Here is a 22,244-nt window from a genome sequence, read left to right as displayed (position 1 = left end):
TCGTTAAGGCGCGACGCGCGGCTCCTTGCGCGCGCGGTCGAGATAGCGTTCGCCGTCCTCGGCCAGCAGCAGCCGGTCGGCCATGAGTTGTGCGACCACGGCCTGGACCCGGGCGACATAGTCTGCGCCGCTCCTGTAGCGTTCAGCGATCGATGGCCGCGGGTCGTTCGAGGTTTCGCGGGCGGCTTTGTCGATCGGCAGCGGCAGGCAGCTTCCGTCGCGGTCGGCGATTTCGCCCGCGGGGTAGGGCGGCTTGTATTCGTTCCAGCCGGTATAGGTCGCCAGCGGCACGGCGATGTCGGGCAGGCGGATGCCGGCCACCTCGTTGCCGTCGGTGTCGACCTTGCTGACGAGGGTGGGATACGCCTTGTCGGACGGGGCGGGCTTCACCCAGTCACCGGGCGGCGCCACGGTGTTTGTGATGCGCACGATCGCGGCGCCCGGCACGGCGGGAAAGCCGGTCTCGCTCGGTTCGACCAGTGTCCCTTCGGCCAGCGTTGGCACGCGGCTGGGCGGCGGCGCCCTGCCCGACACCACCCATTCGTCGAGCGCGACCAGCAGGGCGCGGATCGCCGGCATCGGATTGTGCGGGTTGCGCGGATTGACGTTCGGGCCGGGATCGGTCGTCGCGCCGGCGCGGCCGCCATGTTGGGTACCCGCGATCATGTAGACGCGCGAGTTCCCGGGGAGCGTGACGTCCCGGGTGCCGAGCGGATCGGTGTGCAGAAGCGAGGCGCCCTTCTGCCAGTATTCGGTCGAGGTGTTCGTCTCGATCAGCAGCGGATCGCTGCCGTCGCCCCGGAACAGCGAGCCGCTCCTGCCTGTCAGCGGATCGCTCTGCGTCGCCGTCGAGAAGGGGAACTCGTTCTCGGGGAACCCGTGATCCTCATGCTGGGTGCTGGTGCGCGCCGGCTGGGCGAAGGGCGTGTTGAAGAACACACGGCCGACGCCCGCGATGTGGCTCAGGATGCCGTCGAACACGCGGCGTCCCTGTTCGTCGCGATTGAAGCCATCGGAGATATGATTGCGCAGGTAGCGGCCGGCCTGCGAGAAGCCGATGGCCAGCGCATGCGTGATAGGCCGGCCTGTGGCTTTCAGCGCTTCCGGCGAATGGCGCAGCCAGCTCACCACGTCGCGCGTCGCCGCGAAACCCAGGCCCTGGACCTTGGGATTCTTCGCTTCGTAGTGGAACTCGTACAGGTAGCCCGGCCTGGCCTGGGTGCCCTCGCGCAGCCTGATCGAGCGGGCGTCGACGAACGACCACTGGTTCAGCGGCAGCTCGCGCGGCTCGTCGTCGGCGCGTTCGCGCACGGTGAGGCGCGCCCGCGGCTGTTCCAGCGTGGCGGCTTCGTGAGAGAGCTTGAAGGTCTCCAGCACGCCGAGGCGCGTGCCGGAGACCCATTCCTCGCGGACCGTCTGCACGATCGGCTGGCCGTTGTCGGTCGCAATGGGCGCCGTGAGGGCGAGCCCCATGTTGGCGCGCGGCGCGTCGGGATCCCAGCCGGACCACACGATCGTGTAGCCCAGCCGCAGCGGGAAGGCGTTGCCGAGATCGGCCAGGGTCCTCGGGTCGTTCACGCCCTGCGGGCCGTCGGCAATGTTGCCGAACAGCATCTTGCGGCCGCGATTGTTGACCTCGTAGAGGATCCGCCCGTTACCGCGCGCAGGATCCCGGGGCCGCAGGATGAACACGCTGGTTGCGTACTCGACCCTGCCGGCGGCATTGAGCGGCGCCTTGTCGATCAGGGCGATGCCGCTGTTGGCGGGCGACGACGGATCGACCTCGCCTTTGGCGACGGCGATGACGCGCTCATAGGCGCCAACCTCGCCAAACACGGCGCCGTCTGCGAGCGGTTCGACCTTCTCGATATCCAGGGAGACGAGCACTAATACACGCCAGGTTCGAGGTTGAGCACCAGAGGTTCCGTCGTCTCGACCGGAGCGCCCCTCGAATGCCTCGGGGCAGGCTCCGTCGCGGAGTGGAGAGACCTGCTCTCCACCAAATGCCGGCTAATCCCAGATAAAAGGTCTCTCCGCTTCGCCTCGCTACGCTCGGCTCCGGTCGAGACGACGGGCTCTGCTTCGAAGCTCCTGAGTCTTTGGCTGATCTGCCTTGAAATCATCCCGATCTAGGCCCTGGCTTCCGCCTGGACCTCTTCCGCGGGGAAGTTCAGTTCCACGCCGACGCCGTCGGGATCGTAGAGGAAGATCTGGGCCGCACCGGTGCGCGGCACGATCTGCTCGCGGAACTTCACGTTCTTCGATTGCAGGCGCTTGCGCACGCCGGCCAGGTCGCTGGCGGCGAAGGCGATGTGGTCGAAGCGGCCGGTATCCTCGAACTTCTTCTCGGTGCCGCGCACCACGATGCCCTCGCGCGGCTTGCGCTCACCCAGCAGGTGCACGGTCGCGACGCCGCCGGAATAGAGCCAGTAGCCGGGGAATCCGAGCGGCGGGCGGTCGCCGTTCTCGAGGCCGAGCACGTCGCAATAGAAGTCCTTGGTCGCTTCGAGGTCGGACGGCTCGATCGTGTAGTGCTGAAGAGGGCCAAGCGGCATGGTCGGTCTCCGGGTCAGACGAACGTGAGGTCGGCGTCGGCGCCCATCATCCAGGCGCCCACGGTCTCGAAATGGGAAAGCCGGCCCTGCAGCTGCTGGGTCACGGTGTGGATATCGCGGAACCGGCGTTCCAGAGGATGGTTCTCGAAGATCGCCGTGGCGCCCGCCGCATTGTAGGCGAAGTCGACCGCATCCTTGGCCTTGTGGATGGCGTTGGTCGCGGCCATGCGGACGGTGATGCGCTGCTCGACGGTGATCGTGTTGCCGGCGGAAAGGTCCTTCCAGATGCCGGCCATCGACTGCAGCACGAAGGCGCGCGCGGCCCGGAGATTGACCTCGGCCTGGGCGAGGTTGGATTGCACCACGGCATTGTCGCGCAACGGGCTCTTCAGCCCACGCGGCACCTTGTTGCGGGCGACATCGAGGAAGCAGTCCAGCGCACCGCGGGCGATGCCGCAGGCCACGCCGGCGAAGCCCACCTGGTAGCAGGTGCCGGCGCCCATCCTGTAGAGCGGCCCGCTCTCGCGGCACTCGAGTTCGAATTCGCGCGTGATCGAATGGTCGGCGCGCACGAAGAAGTCGTTCAGCGCAAACTGGTCGCTCGCCGTGCCGCGCAGGCCCACCGTGTTCCAGATGTCCGTCCACTCGACGTCGCCGGAGCGCACCAGCATGGTGCGCTCCTGCTGCCGGCCCTTGTCGTCGAGCCGCGGCGAGCCGTCGGCCTTGAAGATCGGGCAATGGGCGCCGAGCCAGGTGGCGTGACGGCCACCCGAGGCGAAGGCCCAGACGCCGGTGACGCGGTAGCCGGCCCCCAACTTGTCATCTGTGCACTCGATGGCCTTGACCTTGGGGCCGGGGCCCCAGGCCAGCACCGCGCGTGGATCGTCGCCGAAGATCGCGCGGGCGACCGGCAGGTCGAGATAGGCGGCCGACATGGCGCAGCCGCCGGCCTGGCTCAGGCACCAGGCGGTCGAGGCGTCGCCGCGCGCGATCGTCTCGATCACATGGAAGAAGGTCACGGGATCGGTCTCGATCCCGTCCGACGAACGCGGCAGCAACAGGCGGAACAGCCGCGCCTCGTGGAGCTTGTCGAGCAGCGCCGGCGGCAGCCGGCGCGTCTCCTCGATCTCGTTCGAGGCGGCCTCGACGGCCGGCCGGAGGGCCTCGGCACGGGAGATCACGGCCGGGTCGCCGGCGAGATCGGCGGCAGACGGGATCAGCGTGTCCAAGACCATCCTCCTCGAACCTTGGTGTGCATCAGGCCGTCGCCAGTTCCCGGTCGATCTGCGCGATCGACTTGCCCTTGGTTTCCAGCCCGAAGAAATAATAGACCGCCCCGGCCATCAGGAACCAGCAGCCGAGATAGAGAAAGGCCGTCGGAATCTGCGGCAGCGGCACGTCGGGCTTCAGGTAGTTGTTCGACCCGACGATCAGCGCGAGACCCAGCGGCCCGATGATCTTGCCGATGCCGCCGAAGCCGTAGGCCGAGCCCATGCCGGTGGTGCGCAGGTGCGAAGGCCAGACTTCCGCCGCATAGGGGCCGACGATCGCGAAGCCGCCATCGGCGAAGAAGAAGGCCAGCGCCAGCAGGATCCAGAGCGCCGACATGCCCATGAGCGTGGCATTGTAGTTGTAGCCCGCGACGATGATGAGCACGCCGGCGCCCAGTCCGATCAGCCCGCCGCCGGCCCGCCGTCCGATCGCGTCCGACAGATAGGAGAATGACAGGCGGCCGATGAAGCCCATGATCGTGAGCAGGATCATCATCTTGGCCGCTTCCTGCGGCGTCACCTTCAGGAGCAGCACGAACAGGGAGGGCGCCCACAGCGTTACGCCATAGACGCCGGTCTGGGCGCCGGCATTGCCGAGCCACGAGACGAGCAGGCTGCGTGGATACTTGAAGAGCTCGAACCAGCTCACCCTTGGTGGTTCGACGGCCGGAGCGGTGGGCAGCGGCAGCGACTCAGGCTTCATCTGCAGAGCCCAGGCCAGCGACTTGCGGGCTTCCTCGTAGCGGCCCTGGCGGACCAGCCAGACCGGCGATTCCGGCACCCACAGGCGGACCAGCAGGACGAGAACCGACGGCAGCACGCCGATGGCGAACAGCAGGCGCCACTGGTCGGCGCCCATGAACGCCCCCAGCACCGCGCCGAGGCCGACGCCGAGCGGGATCACGCAGGTGACCAGACCGCCGACCCAGCCGCGCTTGCGCGCCGGCACGAACTCCTGGACCAGCGGAAGGTCGACGCAATAGAGGCCGCCGACGCCGAAGCCCACGAAGAAGCGCATGATGGTGATGTAGATCCAGCCATTCTCCGGTGTGAAGTAGAGAAGGCCGGTGGCGATCGAGAAGTTCAGCACGGTGCCGATGAACACCTTGCGGCGGCCGATTCGGTCGGCGAGCCAGCCCCAGATATAGGCGCCGAGGATGGCGCCGACGCCGGACGAGAGCAGCACGATGGCCGACTGTCCGAAGGTGAGCTTCCAGGGCCCGATCAGGAAGGCGAGAACGAAGCCGATGAGAAAGTAGTCGAAGAATTCGAGAGCATCGCCGATCACCGCCGCGGCGATGATCTTCTTCTGGTTGCCGGTCAGTTTGGTCTGCCGGTCGAGAACATCGAACATGGCATTTCCCCCGTGCGCTTTTGTTTGGGGGCGCTTGCCGCGCACTGTTCACGCGTCCCTGGCGGTTACGCTACGCCCGGGCACACCGCAGCGGCAAGGTTGGTGCCCCCGCCGTGTTTGCCCGTCGAAATGCTTCGCTGCATGGCAGCCCTCTCCTTTGCTAAGGAGGGGGAGACCAAGGGGGAGAGATTCGTCATGCACTGGACCGACCGCCGGAAGCGCTTCCGGACGCTGCTCGCGGGCGAGCGCTGCGTCCATCCGGGCTCCGTGTTCGACCCGATCTCGGCGCGCATCGCCGAGGATCTGGGCTTCGAGATCGGCATGTTCGCCGGCTCCGTCGCCTCCATGACCGTGCTGGGCGCGCCCGACCTGATCGTGCTGACCCTGAGCGAATTCGCGGGCCAGGCCTACCGCATCAACCGGGCCGGCAACCTGCCGCTCATGGTCGATGCCGATCACGGCTACGGCAATGCCCTGAACGCCCGCCGCACCGTCGAGGAGCTCGAGACCGCAGGCGTCTGCGGCCTCAGCCTCGAGGACACCGATCTGCCGACACCGTACGGCACCATGGCGCCGCGGCTGATCTCGATCGACGAGGGCGTGGCCAAGATGAAGGCCGCGCTCGGCGGCCGGCAGGATCCGTCGCTCTGCATCGCCGGCCGCACCAGCGCGATCACCATCACGGGCCTCGACGATGCGATCGCCCGCGGCAGGGCCTATGAGGCGGCCGGCGTCGACGCGCTGTTCTTCGTGGGCGTGCGTACCCGCGCCGAGCTCGACGCGATCTCCGGCGCGACCACGCTGCCGATCATTCTGGGCGGCGTGTCGGGCGACCTCACCGATCTCGCCTATCTCGGTGCGCGCCGCGTCCGCATCGCGCTGCAGGGCCACCAGCCCTTCGCCGCGGCGGTGAAGGCCGTGTACGACACGTTGAAGGCGTTGCGCGACGGCACCCAGCCGTCGAAGCTGCAGGGCGTGGCGAGCCCGGAACTGATGAAGAAGGTCACGCGCGACGCCGACTATGCGCGCTGGACGAAGGAGTTTTTGGGTGGGTGATTGTCGAAAAAACTCCGTCGTCTCGACCGGAGCGCGCAGCGCGGAGTGGAGAGACCTACTCTCCACGATCTGCCGCCATTTGGTTGAGAGGAGGTCTCTCCACTACGCCTCGCTACGCGAGGCTCCGGTCGAGACGACGGACTTTTTGTGCCTCAGCCCGTCGGCACCAGGGTCACGGCGACTCCGTAGGAATGGGAGTCGCCGCCCAGGATGACGCCGCGCAAAGGACTCACGTCGGAGAAGTCGCGGCCCCAGGCCACGGCGACGTGATCCTCGTGCGCGATCAGGTCGTTCGTGGGGTCGAGATGGACCCAGCCTGCCTCCGCGCCGCACCACACGGCCACCCAGGCGTGGCTCGCGTCGGCGCCGCGCAGGGCGAGTTCCTCCCGGGAGTGGACGGTGCGGATGTACCCCGAGACGTAGCCCGCCGCGAGACCGTGGGCGCGCAGGGCCGCGATCTCGACATGGGCGAAATCCTGGCAGACGCCGGCTTTGCCGGCGAAGACGTCGGCGAGCGGAGTCGAAATGTCGGTGGCGCCGGGGTGATATTCGAAGTCGGTCTTGATGCGCGAGGTCAGTTCGCGCGCCGCCTCCAGGATGGGACGTCCCGCGGTGAAGGATTGCGCGCCGTAGGCACGCAGCGCCTCGACGCGCGGCACGAGCGGCGATTCGTGGACGAACTCGCTGGCCTCGACATTCTGGGGAAATCCGTCGCCGAGAAGCGACGCCCTTATGTCTTCCCAGGGCGGTGTCGAGACGGCGGCAGGCGGCTCCGGAAAACGCACCTCGACTTCGGCCCGCACCTCGATGTCGAAGCGCGTGTGCGGCTTGTCGATCCGGTAGATGTCGATGAGGTTGCCGAAATGGTCGACATGCTGCACGGCGAGCGCCGGCAGCGGGCTGGTGACGATGCTGATCGAGCTGACTTTCTGTCCGGGAAAGTCGCGGGCGCGGAGGTGCGCGATATGGTGCGCCGAATCCACCGTGCTGGCGTAGGTGTAGGTCGTACGGTGCGAGAGGAGGTAATGCACGCTCAGTCTCCGCCCGAGGAGCCGACGGCCTGGGCTGCCGGCACATGGGAGAAATAGGCGCGGGTGATCGCCTCGGAAAGCTTGTCGAGCTGCTGCTCCGTGTCGGACGCGACGTCGCGCAGCATGGCGAGGGCCAGTCCCTCGTGCCGCCAGGCCTGCTCGTCGCCGCCGAACTGGCGCACGACGGCTTCGAGATCCACCTCCAGCGAGTCCGGCGGCGCGGCGACCCGCACCCCCGAGGCGCGGGCGAGATAGTCGAGATGACCCTTGATGGTGCGCAGCTGGAACACCAGGCCGCGCGGATTGGCATCGTCGAGGATGACGAGGTCGAGCACGGGGGCCGGCTGGAGCTGGCCGAGATAGCGCGTGCGGTAGGTGATGGTGCTGTCGCACAGTTCGAGCGCGAGACGCATCGCGGCGTCCCAGTCGATCGGCGAGAGGGTGAAGGGGCCGAGCGCGCCGGTCAGCACGTGCAGCGCGCGCTCGATCCGGCGGCCGAGATCGAGGAATCGCCAGCCGGTGCCGCGCGTCATGTTCTCCTGCGCGAGGCCCGAGAGCGTGGCGACGAATCGCACGATCTCGTCGAGGGCTGCGAGCAGCGGGTCGAGGTTGCCGCGCGCGGCCAGCAGGCGCTTGCGCACCTCGATCATCTCCGGGCCGGCGGCCGTCGTCATGTCGATGGAGAAGCGGTCGCGCATCGTGGCGGTGAGCCGCTGGATGCCGTCGAGCACGGTGGCGAGACCGCGATCGTCGGCGGCGACGGTGGACAGCCCCTGCTGGAACAACGCGCTCTCGGGCGGCGCCAGGGCCGACGAGTGATCCATCAGGTTCGCCGCGTCGAGCAACCGGCCGAGCAACCTCAGTTCGACCGCGTCGCGCGGGCCGACGGCGCCCTGCGCCACGCGCGCCGCCGTGGTGCGCAGCAGTCGCGCATCGTTGTCGAGGCGCTCGATGTAGCGGCCGAGCCAGAAGAGATTGTCGGCGACGCGGCTCTGCAGGTCGGCGGTGCCGCGCTCGACGGCGAGCTGGTGAAAGCGCCGCGTCGTCGGCAGCTGCACGTCGGCCGCATCCTCGGCCAGCACCCATACGTCCTTCAGGGTGCCGTGCAGGCGGTTCAGCGAGCGCAGGGCGGTGTCGCCGTCGGGCTCTCGGGCAAGGCCGCCCGGCAGCACGTGATAGGTATCGTGGTCGGCGACGACGAAGGCGCGCATCACGACGGCGGACGGCACAAGGGACTGCCCGTCCCACTTCGGCGTGAGCGACGGCGTCATGGGATACTGCGCGACATACTGGCCGGGCTGGGCGCGGATGCGCTCGACCAGCGCTGCGCGCTCGGCCGGCTCCAGCATGCCCACGACGATGGGCTCGCGATCCTGGCCGAGGCAGGGACGCACGATCATGAGATCGAGATTGGCCATGGCGAAGCTCAGCGCCGCTGGCTCGCCCAGCCACCATACGTCGAGCGACGGCATGCGCAGCTTCTCGCCCAGCAGGTGTTCGCTCAGCCGCTCCAGAAACGGCATGATGGCCGGCGTCTCGACGACCCCCGATCCCAGTGCATTGGCGAGCGAGATGTTGCCGTTGCGCGTGGCTTCCACGAGGCCGGTGACGCCAAGCGCGGAATCGGCGCGCATTTCCAGGGGGTCGGCGAAGGCGCTGTCGAGCCGCCGCAAGAGCACATGCACAGGCCGGAGGCCGGCCAGCGTCTTGATCGAGACCTGGCCGTCGCGCGCGACCATGTCGCCGCCTTCGACCAGCGGAACGCCCAGCACGCGCGACAGATAGACGTGCTCGAAATAGGTGGCCGACAGCGAGCCTGGCGTCAGCACCGCCATGTTGGGCTGGGACACGGCGGCCGGCGCCATCGAGCGCAGCGACTCCTGCCAGCGGTCGACGAAGGGCCGGAGATGGCGGACGGGAATGGAGCGGAAGGCCTCCGGCAGGCTGCGCGCCAGCACGCGGCGCATTTCGAGGGCATAGCCCACTCCCGCGGGAAGCTCGGTATGGTCGGCCAGGACGTGCCAGCGTCCGTTCCCCAGCCGCACCAGGTCGACCGCATAATTGCCGAGGTAACGTCGCGGCGCGGCGCCGTCGGTGACCCGGGCAGGACGCTGGAAATGCCGGTTGGCGTGGACCAGCATCGGCGGCAGCAGCTTCTTCTTCAGCAGCGTCTGCGGGCCGTAGACATCGGCCAGGACCCGGTCGAGCAGCTTGGCGCGCTGGATCAGGCCGGCCTCGAGACGGGACCATTCGTCGGGCGCGATGACGAGCGGCAGGGGGTCGAAGGTCCAGCGCGCCGCGCCGCGGTCGTCCAGCAGGTTGACGGTCGCGCCCGATTCCTCAAGCTGCCGGCGCGCACTCTCGACCCGCTCGCCGAGCCCGTTGGGCAGCGAGCGGATGACGCTCAGGATGCCTTGCCAGTGGTAGCGGATCGACTTCTGGCCGGTGACCAGTTCGTCGTACGCGCTCGCCGGCGAGGAAGAGAGGCCGCGCAACGACTCCATGGGCCCGGAAACAGATGTTGAGACGAACGGTCGGACTGCCTGTGAGGCGGGCGAACTATAGGCCCTGGGCCCGCCGCAGGTCGAGCGTCAGCGGATGCTCGGGATTGTCGAGCGGCCGCGGTTCCGGCGAGGGGCCGCCGGTGTGTCCGATGGCGAAGAACCGGGCACGGCGGCGCGCCTCGGCCTCGTTGGCGTTGACCGGCATGCGGTCGTAGTTGCGGCCCCCGGGATGGGCCACGTGATAGGTGCAGCCGCCGATCGAGCGGCCGCTCCACGAATCGTGGATGTCGAAGGTGAGGGGCGCGTGCACGCCGATGGTCGGGTGCAGCGAGTTCGCCGCCTGCCAGGCGCGGTAGCGCACGCCCGCGACGTATTCGCCGGCCGTGCCGGTGGCGCGCAGCGGCAGCTTCCAGCCGTTGCAGGCGATGACATGGCGCTGGTCGTTCAAGCCGGCGACCTTGACCTGCAGGCGCTCGACCGTGGAATCGACGTAACGCACCGTGCCGCCGCCGCCCGGCTCCTCGCCCAGCACGTGCCACGGCTCCAGCGCATGGCGCAGTTCGAGTTCGAGACCGCGTTGCGCCACCTCGCCCAGTCTGGGGAAGCGGAATTCGAAATGCGGGGCGAACCACTCGGGGGCGAAGGCGTAGCCGGCCTCGCCGAGATCCGAGAGCACGTCGTTGAAGTCCTGCCACACGAAATGCGGCAGCATGAAATCGTCGTGCAGGCGGGTGCCCCAGCGGCTGAGCGGCCTCTCGTAGGGGCGCTCCCAGAACTTGGCGACGAGGCCGCGCAGCAGCGCCTGCTGCGCCACGCTCATGCGCCAGTGCGGCGGCATCTCGAAGGCGCGCAGCTCCAGCAGCCCGCGCCGGCCGGCGGCAGAATCGGGCGTGAACAGCTTGTCGATGCAGAACTCGGTGCGGTGGGCGTTGCCGGTCGCGTCGACCAGCAGATTGCGGAACACGCGATCGACCAGCCATGGCGGCGTCTGCCGTCCGGGCGCGATCTGGCGGAAGGCGATCTCCAGCTCGTGCAGCGCATCGTTGCGTGCCTCGTCGACCCGCGGATGCTGGCTGGTCGGGCCGATGAACAGGCCGGAGAAGAGGTAGGAGAGCGACGGGTGATTGAGCCAGTAGCCCAGCAGGCTCTTCAGCAGGTCGGGCCGTCGCAGGATCGGCGAATCGGCGGCGGTGGGGCCGCCCAGCACGACATGGTTGCCGCCGCCGGTGCCGGTGTGGCGCCCGTCGATCATGAACTTCTGGGCGCCGAGCCGGGTCGTGCGCGCTTCCTCGTAGACGATCTCCGTGCGTTCGACGACCTCGGTCCAGGTGGCCGAGGGGTGGATATTGACTTCGATCACCCCGGGATCGGGCGTGACGCTGAAGTGCAGGACCCGCGAATCACTGGGCGGCGTATAGCCCTCGATGAAGATCGGCTGGCTCTGCTCCTCGGCCGTGTCCTCGAGCGCCGTCACGAGGTCGAGATAGTCTTCCATGCGCTCCGTCGGCGGCATGAAGACGTGGAGATGGCCGTCGCGCGGCTCGAAGGCCATCGCGGTGCGCACGACGCCGGCGGCCGAACTGCCGACGGCGGGCCCCAGGCCGGTGTTCGGGGCCAGCGCGCGGCGCCACGCCTCGCGGCGGGCTTCGGCATCGCCGACCGTATCGCGCGTAAGGCCCGGTTCCTGGCGGCGCAGCACTGGCGCGCGCCGGAAGGCGTCGAGCGGCGGCAGGTCGGGATGCGGTGCCATCGGGTCGGGTTCGACGATGTAGTCGGTGTCGCCCGGCGCCGCCCAGGGCAGCGAATCCAGCGGCAGCCGGTAGCCGATCGGCGAATCGCCAGGGATCAGGTAGCACTTCTCGGAGCGCAGGAACCACGGACCGCTCTTCCAGCGCGGCGCATGTGCATGCCCGTTGCCGCGGCCGTTGTGGTCGCGCCCATTGTGATCCCGAATGACCGGCAGCACGTAGCCAACCGAGCTTTCGAGGCCCTTCTCGAAGACCCGCGCCAGGCGCTCGCGCTCCAGCGGGTCCTTCACCTTCGCTTCGTCGACCACGACGTTGCTCGGCAGGCGCCGTTCGCGCCAGAGGTAGTACCAGGTGTCCTCGTAGGCCGGAAAAAGATAGTCGGGGTCGAGCTGCAGGCGCTGTGCGAAGGCCAGCGCGAAGCGGTGCGCGGCTTCGACGGTGGCGCCGACCGGCTTGGACTCCAGCGCATAGAGCTGCGGATTGCGCCAGATCGGCTCGCCGTCCTTGCGCCAGTAGGAACCGAGGGCCCAGCGCGGGAGCTGCTCGCCGGGATACCATTTGCCCTGGCCGAAATGCAGCAGCGGTCCCGACGCGAAGCGGTGCGCGAGCTTGCGGAACAGCACGCCGGCCAGTCGCCGCTTCTCGGGTCCCAGCGCCAGCGTGTTCCATTCGGGCCCGTCCATGTCGTCGACCGACACGAAGGTCGGCTCGCCGCCCATGGTGAGCCGCACGTCGTGCTTGCCGATGTCGCGTTCGATCGCCTCCCCGACCTTGAGCAGGGTGGCCCATTGGTCCTCGGTGTAGGGCTTGGTGGTGCGCGGCGTCTCGCGCACGCGCGTCACCGTCATTGCGTGTTCGAACTCGACCTCGGCCTTCTCGATCGCGCCTTCGATCGGCGCGGCGCTCGATGGCTCGGGCGTGCAGGCGAGGGGAATGTGGCCTTCGCCGGTCAGCAGGCCGGAGGTCGGGTCGAGGCCGATCCAGCCGGCGCCGGGCAGGTAGACCTCGCACCAGGCGTGGAGGTCGGTGAAATCGTGCGTCGGGCCTTCCGGACCTTCGAGCGGCTTCTCGTCGGCGACGAGCTGGATCAGGTAGCCCGAGGCGAACCGCGCGGCGAAGCCCAGATGGCGCAGGATCATGACCAGCAGCCAGCCGGTGTCGCGGCACGATCCCTTGGCGCGCCCGAGCGTCTCCTCGCAGCTCTGCACGCCCGGCTCCATGCGGACGATGTAGCCGATTTCGCGTTGCAGGCGGGCATTCAGGCCGACGATGAAATCGACCGTGCGCTGTTCCTTGCGGTCGACCGATGCGAGCCAGGCCGACAGCCTCGGCCCCAGCGGTTCCAGCTTGCGGAACGGCGCGATCTCCTCGGCCAGCGAGGGATCGTAGGCGAAGGGCCATTTCTCGGCCGAGGGTTCCAGGAAGAAGTCGAACGGGTTGATGACCGACATGTCGGCCACCAGGTCGACCGTGACCTCGAACAGGTCGGTCTTCTCGGGAAATACCAGCCGGGCGAGGTGATTTCCCTGCGGATCCTGCTGCCAGTTGATGAAATGCTGGGCCGGCGTGACCTTCAGCGAATAGGACAGGACGGGGGTCCGGCTATGGGGGGCTGGACGCAGACGGACGATCTGCGGCCCCAGTTCGATGGGTCGGTCGTACCGGTAGGTCGTCCGATGATGCAGCGCGACGTGGATGCTCATGACGGCCTGCTGTTTCGCTCCGAGACAGACTAAGCAAGTGACATGCCACTAAGCAAGGAAGTGGCGCTATGCTCTGTCATGATCCTTTCTTGACCGGGCGCCTCATCATGACCGACTACTTCGATCTCACGGGCAAGGTCGCCCTCGTCACCGGCGGCAGCCGCGGGCTGGGTTACCAGATGGTGAAGGCCTTTGCCGCGCACGGTGCCGACGTCTTCATCACCAGCCGCAAGCTCGAGGCCTGCGACAGGGCCGCCGCCGAGGTGCGGGCGATGGGCCGCAACGCGGCAACCCATGCCTGCAACGTCGCCAACTGGTCCGAACTCGACGACCTGGTCGATGCCGCCTATGCGGCCTTCGGCAAGGTCGACATCCTGGTGAACAATGCCGGCTCGTCGCCGCTTGCGCCCTCGTCGCTCGAAACCTCCGAGCAGCTGTTCGACCGCATCGTGTCGCTGAACTTCAAGGCGCCGTTCCGCCTGATGTCGCTGGTCGGCAGCCGCATGGCGGCGGGCGAGGGTGGTTCGATCATCAACGTCTCCAGCGCCGGGGCCCTGCGTCCGCGGCCGCAGATCGCCCCCTACGCCGGCGCCAAGGCGGCGCTCAACGCGCTGACCGAGGCTTTCGCGTTCGAATACGGCCCGAAGGTGAGGGTGAACACCATCTCGCCGGGTCGGTTCCTGACCGACGTGTCCAAGGCCTGGCCGGACGAGCACAAGGCCAATCCGACGGCGGCGCTCAGGCGCAGCGGCCAGCCGGAAGAGATCGTGACAGCGGCGCTCTATCTCGCGTCGAGCAAATCGAGTTTCACCACCGGATCGCTGGTCCGGGTCGATGGAGGAATAGCCTGATGAAAATGAAAGCCGGCGTTCTCACGGTCTGCGGTGCGCCCCGCCCCTTCGCGAAGTCGAAGCCCATCCAGGTCGTCGAGGTCGATCTCGACCCGCCGGGCGAGGGCGAGGTCCTGGTCAAGGTGGGCGGCGGCGGCCTCTGCCACTCCGACCTGTCGCTAATCAACGGCGACCGGCCGCGCCCCGTTCCGATCGTGCTGGGGCACGAAGGCTCCGGCGAGATCGTCGAAGTGGGCGCGGGCGTCCATGACGTGAAGGTCGGCGACCATGTCTGCTTCACCTTCAACGTGAGCTGCGGCCGCTGCCGGCGCTGCCTCGAAGGCCGTCCCTACATCTGCGAACGCTCGATCAGCCCGCGCGCCGCCGGTCAGCTCCTGTCGGGCCATCATCGCCTGCACCTGGATGGCAAGCCGGTGAACCATCATTCCGGCGTTTCCTGCTACGCCGAATATGCCGTGGTCGACCGCGGCTCGATCGTGGTGATCGACAGGAGCCTGCCGCTCGACGTGGCGGCGCTGTTCGGATGCGCCGTCGTCACGGGCGTGGGCGCGGTGGTGAACACCGGCAGGATCGAGCCGGGCAGCTCGGTCGCGATCGTCGGCCTGGGCGGCGTGGGGCTGAGCGGCCTGATGGGCGCGGTGCTCGCGGGCGCCGGCCGCATCGTGGCCATCGATCTCTCCGACGAGAAGCTCGGCCTCGCCCGCCAGCTCGGCGCGACAGACACTGTCAATGCCAAGGACGTGGATCACGTGCAGCAGGTGCGCGACCTCACCAATGGCGGCGTCGACTATGCCTTCGATCTCGCCGGCACCATCAAGGCGATGGAGACGGCCTATCTGGTGACGCGCTGGGGCGGCACGACGGTGACCGCGGGCCTCTCGCCCATCGTCGCCGACTTCTCGTTCAAGCAGAGCATGCTGGTCAGCGAGGAGAAGACGATCAAGGGCTCCTACATGGGAAGCTGCGTGCCAGTGCGCGACATCCCGCGCTTCATCGCGCTCTACCAGCAGGGCAAGCTGCCGGTCGACCGCATGGTCAGCCAGCGCATCGGCTTCGACCAGCTCAACGAAGGCTTCGACCGCCTGCAGGACGTCGCCACCGTGCGGCAGGTCCTGGTGCCGCACGGTTAGGTCAGGCCCGCATCAATCGGCTTGCCAGTCGCGACATTGAAAGCAGTCGCTGGAGCGATCATCGGGCTGAAACATGAAGGCCCTATCTCTCGTCGATGCTCACGCGATTGGCATCGACAATCCGACGATGGCTCGGCCGGGAGCTGGTGATCGGCGGCCGGCGATTGTACATCGTCGACGACGGCACCCTGGCCGGCGGGGAAGCCGCACCGACGCCGTTGGATCACATGTTCGGATCGTTCTTGCGGACGAGAAGCGGGCGGTCTCCCGAACCAGGATCCATACAGGGCTGGTCTCTGGCGCAAAAGAAAGTGGCCTTGGAAGCCATCGTGAAGTGCCAATCACGACTTTCAGGCATCGACGTCATGGATAAAAGCCAGCTCGCTCGATTCCTCGCCGAAACCAGAGCTGCGGTGTCGAGGGATGCCCTGGACCAGCTGGCCCAGAGTTTCACCATGAAGTGGCACGAGGCGAACTATCTTGCCTACGTCCATCTGAGGGCATCGGCTTCTGCCACCGTTCTGTAACGCGGCTTCGTTCCGCGGCGCAATCGTCATAAGACTTTCTCGGGTCTGTGCTCGAATCGACCTTATGAGCATGGCGGGATTGGCCCGCAACTACACGCCCCCGAAGCTGCGAGCGAACGAGTCCCGACCGTGGCGACCAGACCGAGAAGCGGTGCCAAGGCCGCCGTCACCCTGCGCCAACTACGCGCCTTCCTGCTCACTGCCGAGAACGGCAGCGCCTCGATGGCGGCGCGGACCCTTGGCGTCACGCAGCCAGCCGTCAGTCAGCAGCTACAGGAGCTGGAGACGGTGCTGCGCGTTCGCCTGATCGAACGGGTAGGCATCCGCATGCTGCCGACACCCGCCGGTCGCGCGATGATCGAGCCGGTGCGGCGCGCCTTCGCCGCGCTGGATCAAATCGAGCCGGCCGTCGCCGCATTCCGCGAAGCCGATACGGGGTTGGTCCGCCTGGGGACGGGTGCTACGGCCTGCATTCATTTCCTGCCCGAACCGCTCGCACGCGCGCAGACGTCAATGCCGAACCTGCAGCTGGTCGTGGTGACGGGCAACACGTCCGATATCGTCTCCGGTGTCGAAGAGGGCGCCATCGATGTCGGGCTGGTGACCGCGCACGAGCTCAAGTCGAATCCTGCGATCCACCTCGAGCATGTGTTCGACGAGGAGCTGGTCGCCATCCTGCCGAAGCGACTGGAACTTCAGCTTCCCGACCCGTTGCGGCCGCAGGATTTCTCGCACCTGCCGCTGATCCTGTTCGACCCGGCGGGCCGCACGCGGGATATCGTCAACGGCTGGTTTCGGGCGGGGGGCGTGAGCCCCATCCCCACCATGGAGCTGGGCAGCATCGAGGCCATCAAGGTGCTGGTGGGCGCCGGCCTCGGCGTGTCGCTGATTCCCGATCTGGCGACGAGATCGATGCCCGATACGATCGTCCGCCGCCGTCTCGCGCAGCCGGTGCGCCGCCGCCTTTCGCTGATATTGCGCACCGACAAGGTGCTCGATTCCGGGCTGCGGGCCCTCTTGTCCGAGATCCGTGCGTCAGCGGAGTCCCAGCAACAACGCCTCGCATGTTCGTGTCCGAATAAGAAGCGGTGATACCTTGCGATAAGCAAGGCCTGTGGCTTTGTTATCAAAGCGTATTCTCCGCCCCTTAGTCTCCGTGCATCGACGTTTGTGTGCATGGAGGCGAAGTCTTGAACCAACCGAACAGCACGCCCGGGCTCGACCCGGCGCCAGGTCCCATCGGTGGCCGGCTGGCTTGGAAGAGCGCCGATCTCGCTGCGGACAAGTCGTGGATCCACTATTTGACGGAGGCGGAGGTGGCCGAGTTGGAAACGGCCGCCGCTCACTCCGGGATCGTGGTCGGTGACATCCTCGATCTGCGCCGCGAGCACTTCCCCCTGCCGACCCTCGCCGCGAAGGTCGCCACCCTGCGTGCCGACATCATGGACCGCTACGGCTTCGGCTATCTGCGCGGCCTGCCGGTACACAAGTACGATCGCGACACGATCATGCGCATGTACTGGGGATTGGCCTCGCACCTCGGCGACGTCGTTCCGCAGAACCGCAACGGCCACATGATCGGGCATGTCATCGACATCGGGACAAAGGTCGACGACTACAACAAGCGCCTGACCCAGACCTCCGCGGGCCTGTCGTTTCATTCGGACTCCTGCGACCTGGTCGGCCTGTGCTGCCTGCATACCGCGATGGCAGGAGGCGAGAGCGCGCTGGTCAGCGGCATCGCCGTGCACGACGAGATGATGCGGCGGGCTCCCGATCTCTGCCGCGCGCTCTATCAGCCGGTCACCGTCGATCGCCGGGGCGAGGTGCCGGAAGGCAAGTTCCCCTGGATGCGCATTCCGGTGTTCATGTGGCAGGACTGTACCTTCACCGGTTACGCGCCTCTGCTCGAGTACCTGAAGTCGGCCCGCCGCTTTACCGACGCGCCGCCGATGACCGAGCAGCAGTGGCAGGCGGCTGAGCTGTTCTTCTCGATCTGCGACGATCCGGCCTTCTCGGTGAAGATTCCGTTCGAGGCCGGGGATTTTCAGTTCGTGCACAACCATGTCGTCTTCCATTCGCGCACCCCTTTCGAGGACGGGCCCGATCCCGCGAAGAAGCGCCACCTGATGCGCATCTGGATTTCGCTGCCCGACGGGCGCGAGCTCCATCCCGCGATCGCCGAGCGCTGGGTCCATATCGAGCGCGGCACGGTGCGGGGCGGCGTCAACATTCCCAACCGCAAGGCGCTCACCATTCCGATGGAACCGCTGACGCCAGCCTTCGCGTGAACATGCGTTTGTTTCGGGGGTAGCGTGCCGGCTCTCAGCGTACGAGGCGTCTGCAAGTCGTTCGGCTCCGGGGCCGTGCTGGCGGATATCGATCTCACCGTTGCAGAGGGTGAGATCGTCAGCCTGCTCGGCCCCTCGGGCTGCGGAAAGTCGACCCTGCTGCGGATCGTCGCCGGCCTGGAGCGCGCAGACCGCGGCGTGGTTCAGATCGGATCGCGTGACGTTTCCAGCTTGCCGCCCGGCGCCCGCAACGTGGCGATGGTCTTCCAGTCGCTGGCTCTCTATCCACATCTCACCGGCCGGCAAAACATTGCCCTGCCGCTGCGCGCCCGCCGGCTGACCCGGCTGCAACGGATGCTCGGCCCGCTGCGGTTCTCGCCGTCGGTGCGGTCGATCGAGCGCGAGATCGACGGCGCGGTCGACGACATCGCCGGCCGTCTCGATATCCAAGGCGTGATCGACCGCGTGCCCGGACGGTTGTCCGGCGGGCAACGTCAGCGTGTTGCGATCGGCCGCGCCCTTGTGCGCGACAGCCGGCTGCTGCTGCTCGACGAGCCGCTCTCCAGTCTCGATGCCAAGGTGCGGGTGCAGGCGCGTGACGAGATCGTGCAGATCCAGCGGGCCTTCGGGGTCGCCTGCGTCTTCGTCACGCACGACCAGGGCGAGGCGCTGGCGATTTCCGACCGCGTCGCGGTGATGCTGGGAGGCCGGGTGGCCCAGTTCGGCACGCCCGCGGAAATCTATCGCGATCCCGTCTCCCTCGCGGTCGCACGCTTCGTCGGCACGCCGACGATCAATGTCCTGGACGGCGTGGCCGACGCGTCGGGTCGCGTGCTGGCCGGCGGCTTCGTCTTCGATGTGCGCCTCGGCACCACGGCCGGCCAGAAGGTGAGTGTGGCGGTTCGGCCCGAGAATGTGCGGATCGCCCCAGGCCATGACGAGAGCAGACCTCTGTTGCGGGTCGCGCGAATCGAGGATCACGGGCATGACGGCCTCGTCCATCTCGCTGGCCGGGACGGCGGGGAAGCTCTTCTCGTCGCCCGTGCCGGCCGGGCGCTCGCGTTCCGGCCCGGCGACGAAGTCCGCGCCGCCATCTCGGCCGACGATGCCCTCTACTTCTCGGAGGACGGCTCACGGCTTGCCGGGCTTCCCGTCGCGATCGCGGCCTATGCGCGTGGTTGAGGCGCGGTTTCCACGTTGGCGGGATTCCATCGTCGGTCCCTATCTGATGCTGGCGCCGGCGGTTCTGCTGCTGGTCGTGATGATCCTGATGCCTCTGGTGCTCGTGGCCGCCACGGCCTTCACGGACTGGCATCTCGGCGGCGGTCCGCCTCGGTTCGTGGGTCTCGAGACCTTCCGTGCGTTGCTCGAGGATCACGACTTCCAGGTCGCGGTCTGGAACACCGCCCGCTATGTCGGCGCCGTGGTACCGGTCACGACCCTGGCGGGTCTCGCCGTGGCGCTGCTGATCGCCGAGTGCGGTCGCGGGCAGGCCCTCTATCGCATGATCTTCTTCCTGCCATCGGTGGCGACGCTCGCGGCGATGTCGGTCGCATGGCAGATGCTGCTCAGCCCATCGGTGGGCGCCGTGCCGCAAGTGCTGCGCCTGTTGGGCTTCGCGCCCGGAAACTGGCTGCAGGACCCGCAAGCCGCGCTACCGACCCTGGCGATGATCGGCATCTGGAGCGAGGCGGGGTTTGCAATGCTGTTCTTCCTGGCAGGGCTCAAGACCGTGCCGCACGAGCTGGTCGAGGCGGTGGCACTCGACGGGCGTGGCTCGGTTGTCGATCGGCTGTGGCATGTGACCCTGCCGCATCTCGCGCCGATCACGGTCTTCGTTCTGGTCTTCAGTTCGATCCATGCGCTGCGCGTGTTCGACACGGTCGCGATCATCACGCGCGGCGGCCCGGAGAAGGCGACGCTGGTGGCGCTGTACTTCATCTACCAGGAAGCCTTCTCACTCTTCCGGACGAACCTTGCCGCAGCCGCCACGATCCTCTTCATTGCGGTGGTCCTGGCGCTGAGCCTGGCCCAGCTCTACGCGACGCGCGCGGGGCGTTCCCGATGACCCGGTCCCGTTTCACGGGACTGGCGCGGCATGTCGTGCTGATCAGTGGCGCCGTCCTGGTGCTGCTGCCGCTGCTCTGGGCGATCCGGATCTCCTTGCTGCCTGCGGAGGACGTGTTCTCGCCGAAGTTTCATCTCCTCCCCAGCCGCTGGATCGGCTTCGAGAACTACGCGCGCGCGCTCACGGCCTCGCCGTTGCTGCACTTCCTGGCGAACGGGGTCTTCGTCTGCGTTGCGATCATCGTGTGCCAGCTTCTGGTCGCGATTCCGGCCGCCTACGTGCTGGCGAAGGCCCGTGTGCCGGGCCTTCGCCTGATCTGGCTCGCGGTTCTGGTGGCGCTGGTGGTTCCCCCGGCGGCGCTGGCGCTGCCGCTCTTCATCATGGCGGCAGGGGCCGGGCTAATCGACACCTATGCCGGCCTCATCCTGCCCTGGACGATCTCACCGCTCGGGATCTTCCTGCTGCGGCAGGCGTTCCTCCGGATTCCCGACGAGATGATCGAGGCGGCGCGGCTCGACGGCCTGGGCGAGGGCGAAATCCTGGTGCGCCTGCTCGTGCCGATGATCTCACCCGCCATCGGCGCGCTCGTCATCATTTCGCTCGTGGCGCACTGGAACGACCTCCTGTGGCCGTCGGTGGTGGTCACGTCCGGAGCCAAGGCCACTCCGCCTTTCGGCGTGATGCTGTTCCAGGTCCAGGAGATCGGTTCGGACTACGGCCCCTTGCTGGCGGGCGCTCTGATGATCGCAGCGCCGCTGCTCGTCCTGTTCGCGCTGGCCCAGCGGCGCTTCCTCGATGGCATGACCTGGCTGGGCTCGAAGTGACGCCGGCCGTTCCCGTGTTCCTCCCTCACAATCAGCGAGCTCTCCGATGAAACGACTGCTCTTTCTCTTTTCCACCCTGCTGCTGTTCGGGTTCGCGGGCATGCGCGGCGCCGGTGCGGTCGAGATCACCGTGCTCTATCCGCAGCCCTACCTCTACCAGGCCCCGGTCGAGGAGATCGTGAAGGCGTTCGCCGCGAAACGGCCGGACATCCAGGTGAAGCTCCTTGCGCCGACCAAGGCCTACGAGGAGACGGCGAGTGCCGTGCTGCGCGGCGCCGTGACGGGCAGCATGCCGGACATCGCCTTCAACGGCACCAACCTCATGCACCTCTTCGTCGACCGCAAACTTGCGGTTCCTCTCGACGGCTTCGTGGCGAAGGAAGCGGATTGGGAAAAGCAGGGCTACGTGCCGGGCATGATCTCGACCGGCCTCGTGAACGGCAAGCTCTACGGCATGCCGTTCGCGCTCTCGACGCCGATCCTGTATTTCAACGCCGACCTGCTGCGCAAGGCGGGTGGCGATCCCGCCCTGCCGCCGAAGACGTGGCCCGAACTGCTTGCGCTTGCGCGCAGGGTCACCGATGCCGCCAGCAACACCCATGGTGCCTACATGGTGTGGACGACGACAGGGAACTATCTCTGGCAGGAGCTGCTGTTCACGCACGACGGCCAGATGCTGTCGACCGATGGCAAGAAGGTGGGCTTCGACACGCCGGCGGGCCTCAAAACCTTCGAGATCCTGCGCGACCTGGTGAAGGAGGGCGGCATGCCGAACCTCACCGACGAACAGGCGACGCAGGCTTTCATTGCCGGCCAGATCGGGTTCTACATGTCGTCTTCGGCGCGCGTGAACAGCTTCACGAACAAGATCGGTTCTCGTTTCGAGCTGGGCACCGCGCCGTTCCCCAGCCCGCGGCCGGATTCGAAGATCGTCTCGGGTGGCGCGACAATGATGATCTTCGCCAAGGACCTGGCCAAACAGGCCGCGGCCTGGGAGTTCATCAAGTTCGCGGCTGGTCCGATCGGCCAGACGATCATGGTCCGCCATATCGGCTACATGCCGTCGAACCAGATCGCAATCGATACGCCCGAACTGCTGGGCAACTACTACGCGAACAATCCCAACATGCGCACGGCCATCTCGCAGCGGGCACGCACGACGGCCTGGCTCGGCTTCCCGGGCGAGAACAGCCTCAAGGCGATCCAGGTGATCTATGACGTCATGGAGTCGGTCGTGGCGGGCAAGGCCACGCCGGAGGACGCGTTGAAGCGGTCCGTCACGCAGGTGCAGGCGCTGTTGCCGAAATAGCGCGGACGGCCTCGCCCGATCC

Annotated in this window: 17 protein-coding genes; 10 read left to right on the top strand and 7 right to left on the bottom strand. The window is 67.5% G+C overall.

Features of this window, described 5'->3' with window-relative positions:
• Positions 1-3: 3 nt before the first annotated feature.
• The 4 genes from EPO41_RS22110 to EPO41_RS22095 all read right to left on the bottom strand — a co-directional run bounded on the left by EPO41_RS22110 (position 4) and on the right by EPO41_RS22095 (position 5,180).
• Positions 4-1,887 carry an alpha/beta hydrolase domain-containing protein gene (locus EPO41_RS22110; RefSeq protein ID WP_296329807.1) on the bottom strand — a complete coding sequence of 628 codons (1,884 nt, stop codon included), beginning with the start codon at positions 1,885-1,887 and terminating at the stop codon, positions 4-6.
• A gap of 242 nt (positions 1,888-2,129) precedes the next feature.
• Positions 2,130-2,555 carry a VOC family protein gene (locus tag EPO41_RS22105; protein ID WP_296329805.1) on the bottom strand — a complete coding sequence of 142 codons (426 nt, stop codon included), beginning with the start codon at positions 2,553-2,555 and terminating at the stop codon, positions 2,130-2,132.
• A 14-nt stretch (positions 2,556-2,569) separates the two neighbouring features.
• Positions 2,570-3,784, bottom strand: a complete 1,215-nt coding sequence (locus tag EPO41_RS22100; protein ID WP_296329804.1) for an acyl-CoA dehydrogenase family protein — start codon at positions 3,782-3,784, stop codon at positions 2,570-2,572.
• A gap of 28 nt (positions 3,785-3,812) precedes the next feature.
• On the bottom strand, positions 3,813-5,180 hold the full coding sequence (locus tag EPO41_RS22095; protein WP_296329801.1) for an MFS transporter: 1,368 nt from the start codon (positions 5,178-5,180) through the stop codon (positions 3,813-3,815).
• A 195-nt stretch (positions 5,181-5,375) separates the two neighbouring features.
• On the opposite strand from EPO41_RS22095, the gene EPO41_RS22090 reads away from it, so the two are divergent.
• Positions 5,376-6,236, top strand: coding sequence for an isocitrate lyase/PEP mutase family protein (locus EPO41_RS22090; protein ID WP_296329799.1), 861 nt, complete (start codon positions 5,376-5,378; stop codon positions 6,234-6,236).
• Between the two features lie 152 nt (positions 6,237-6,388).
• On the opposite strand, the gene EPO41_RS22085 is transcribed toward EPO41_RS22090, so the two are convergent.
• The 3 genes from EPO41_RS22085 to EPO41_RS22075 are packed head-to-tail and all read right to left on the bottom strand — an operon-like array spanning position 6,389 to position 13,222.
• Positions 6,389-7,267: a transglutaminase family protein gene (locus EPO41_RS22085; protein ID WP_296329796.1), complete on the bottom strand. Its 879-nt coding sequence runs from the start codon at positions 7,265-7,267 to the stop codon at positions 6,389-6,391.
• 2 nt (positions 7,268-7,269) lie between these two features.
• Positions 7,270-9,771, bottom strand: a complete 2,502-nt coding sequence (locus EPO41_RS22080) for a circularly permuted type 2 ATP-grasp protein (RefSeq protein ID WP_296329791.1) — start codon at positions 9,769-9,771, stop codon at positions 7,270-7,272.
• Between the two features lie 55 nt (positions 9,772-9,826).
• A complete protein-coding gene (locus EPO41_RS22075; protein WP_296329789.1) occupies positions 9,827-13,222 on the bottom strand; it encodes a transglutaminase family protein in 3,396 nt (1,131 codons plus the stop codon).
• A gap of 89 nt (positions 13,223-13,311) precedes the next feature.
• On the opposite strand from EPO41_RS22075, the gene EPO41_RS22070 reads away from it, so the two are divergent.
• The 9 genes from EPO41_RS22070 (at position 13,312) to EPO41_RS22030 (ending at position 22,222) form a co-directional block, all read left to right on the top strand.
• Entirely contained in the window at positions 13,312-14,073 is a 762-nt protein-coding gene (locus EPO41_RS22070) for an SDR family oxidoreductase (protein WP_296329786.1), read from the top strand.
• Positions 14,073-15,203 (top strand): zinc-binding dehydrogenase, encoded by a 1,131-nt coding sequence (locus tag EPO41_RS22065; protein ID WP_296329783.1) that lies wholly within the window; start codon positions 14,073-14,075, stop codon positions 15,201-15,203. The genes EPO41_RS22070 and EPO41_RS22065 overlap by 1 nt, the downstream gene beginning before the upstream one ends.
• A 95-nt stretch (positions 15,204-15,298) precedes the next feature.
• On the top strand, positions 15,299-15,730 hold the full coding sequence (locus EPO41_RS22060; RefSeq protein ID WP_296329780.1) for a hypothetical protein: 432 nt from the start codon (positions 15,299-15,301) through the stop codon (positions 15,728-15,730).
• Between the two features lie 129 nt (positions 15,731-15,859).
• Positions 15,860-16,822, top strand: a complete 963-nt coding sequence (locus EPO41_RS22055; RefSeq protein WP_296329776.1) for a LysR family transcriptional regulator — start codon at positions 15,860-15,862, stop codon at positions 16,820-16,822.
• A 98-nt stretch (positions 16,823-16,920) separates the two neighbouring features.
• Complete coding sequence (locus tag EPO41_RS22050) at positions 16,921-18,021, top strand: TauD/TfdA family dioxygenase (RefSeq protein WP_296329773.1); 1,101 nt, start codon at positions 16,921-16,923, stop codon at positions 18,019-18,021.
• A gap of 24 nt (positions 18,022-18,045) precedes the next feature.
• Positions 18,046-19,203, top strand: coding sequence for an ABC transporter ATP-binding protein (locus EPO41_RS22045; RefSeq protein ID WP_296329770.1), 1,158 nt, complete (start codon positions 18,046-18,048; stop codon positions 19,201-19,203).
• Positions 19,190-20,089 (top strand): sugar ABC transporter permease, encoded by a 900-nt coding sequence (locus EPO41_RS22040; protein ID WP_296329768.1) that lies wholly within the window; start codon positions 19,190-19,192, stop codon positions 20,087-20,089. Before EPO41_RS22045 ends, EPO41_RS22040 begins: the two co-directional genes overlap by 14 nt.
• Positions 20,086-20,913 (top strand): carbohydrate ABC transporter permease, encoded by an 828-nt coding sequence (locus tag EPO41_RS22035; RefSeq protein WP_296329765.1) that lies wholly within the window; start codon positions 20,086-20,088, stop codon positions 20,911-20,913. The genes EPO41_RS22040 and EPO41_RS22035 overlap by 4 nt, the downstream gene beginning before the upstream one ends.
• 46 nt (positions 20,914-20,959) lie before the next feature.
• Positions 20,960-22,222: an ABC transporter substrate-binding protein gene (locus tag EPO41_RS22030; RefSeq protein WP_296329762.1), complete on the top strand. Its 1,263-nt coding sequence runs from the start codon at positions 20,960-20,962 to the stop codon at positions 22,220-22,222.
• Positions 22,223-22,244: the final 22 nt, after the last annotated feature.

Source organism: Reyranella sp. (genome assembly GCF_004297265.1).
Taxonomy (GTDB): Bacteria; Pseudomonadota; Alphaproteobacteria; order Reyranellales; family Reyranellaceae; genus Reyranella.
Note: the sequence above shows the minus strand (reverse complement) of the source record. Positions and strands in the feature narration are given on the sequence as shown.

Excerpts from the sequence above, each read along its gene's own strand:
- EPO41_RS22080 (WP_296329791.1), bottom strand. The coding sequence starts at position 9,771 with ATGGAGTCGTTGCGCGGCCTCTCTTCCTCGCCGGCGAGCGCGTACGAC.
- EPO41_RS22040 (WP_296329768.1), top strand. The coding sequence starts at position 19,190 with ATGCGCGTGGTTGAGGCGCGGTTTCCACGTTGGCGGGATTCCATCGTC.
- EPO41_RS22030 (WP_296329762.1), top strand. The coding sequence starts at position 20,960 with ATGAAACGACTGCTCTTTCTCTTTTCCACCCTGCTGCTGTTCGGGTTC.
- EPO41_RS22075 (WP_296329789.1), bottom strand. The coding sequence starts at position 13,222 with ATGAGCATCCACGTCGCGCTGCATCATCGGACGACCTACCGGTACGAC.
- EPO41_RS22095 (WP_296329801.1), bottom strand. The coding sequence starts at position 5,180 with ATGTTCGATGTTCTCGACCGGCAGACCAAACTGACCGGCAACCAGAAG.
- EPO41_RS22090 (WP_296329799.1), top strand. The coding sequence starts at position 5,376 with ATGCACTGGACCGACCGCCGGAAGCGCTTCCGGACGCTGCTCGCGGGC.
- EPO41_RS22065 (WP_296329783.1), top strand. The coding sequence starts at position 14,073 with ATGAAAATGAAAGCCGGCGTTCTCACGGTCTGCGGTGCGCCCCGCCCC.
- EPO41_RS22060 (WP_296329780.1), top strand. The coding sequence starts at position 15,299 with ATGCTCACGCGATTGGCATCGACAATCCGACGATGGCTCGGCCGGGAG.
- EPO41_RS22035 (WP_296329765.1), top strand. The coding sequence starts at position 20,086 with ATGACCCGGTCCCGTTTCACGGGACTGGCGCGGCATGTCGTGCTGATC.
- EPO41_RS22105 (WP_296329805.1), bottom strand. The coding sequence starts at position 2,555 with ATGCCGCTTGGCCCTCTTCAGCACTACACGATCGAGCCGTCCGACCTC.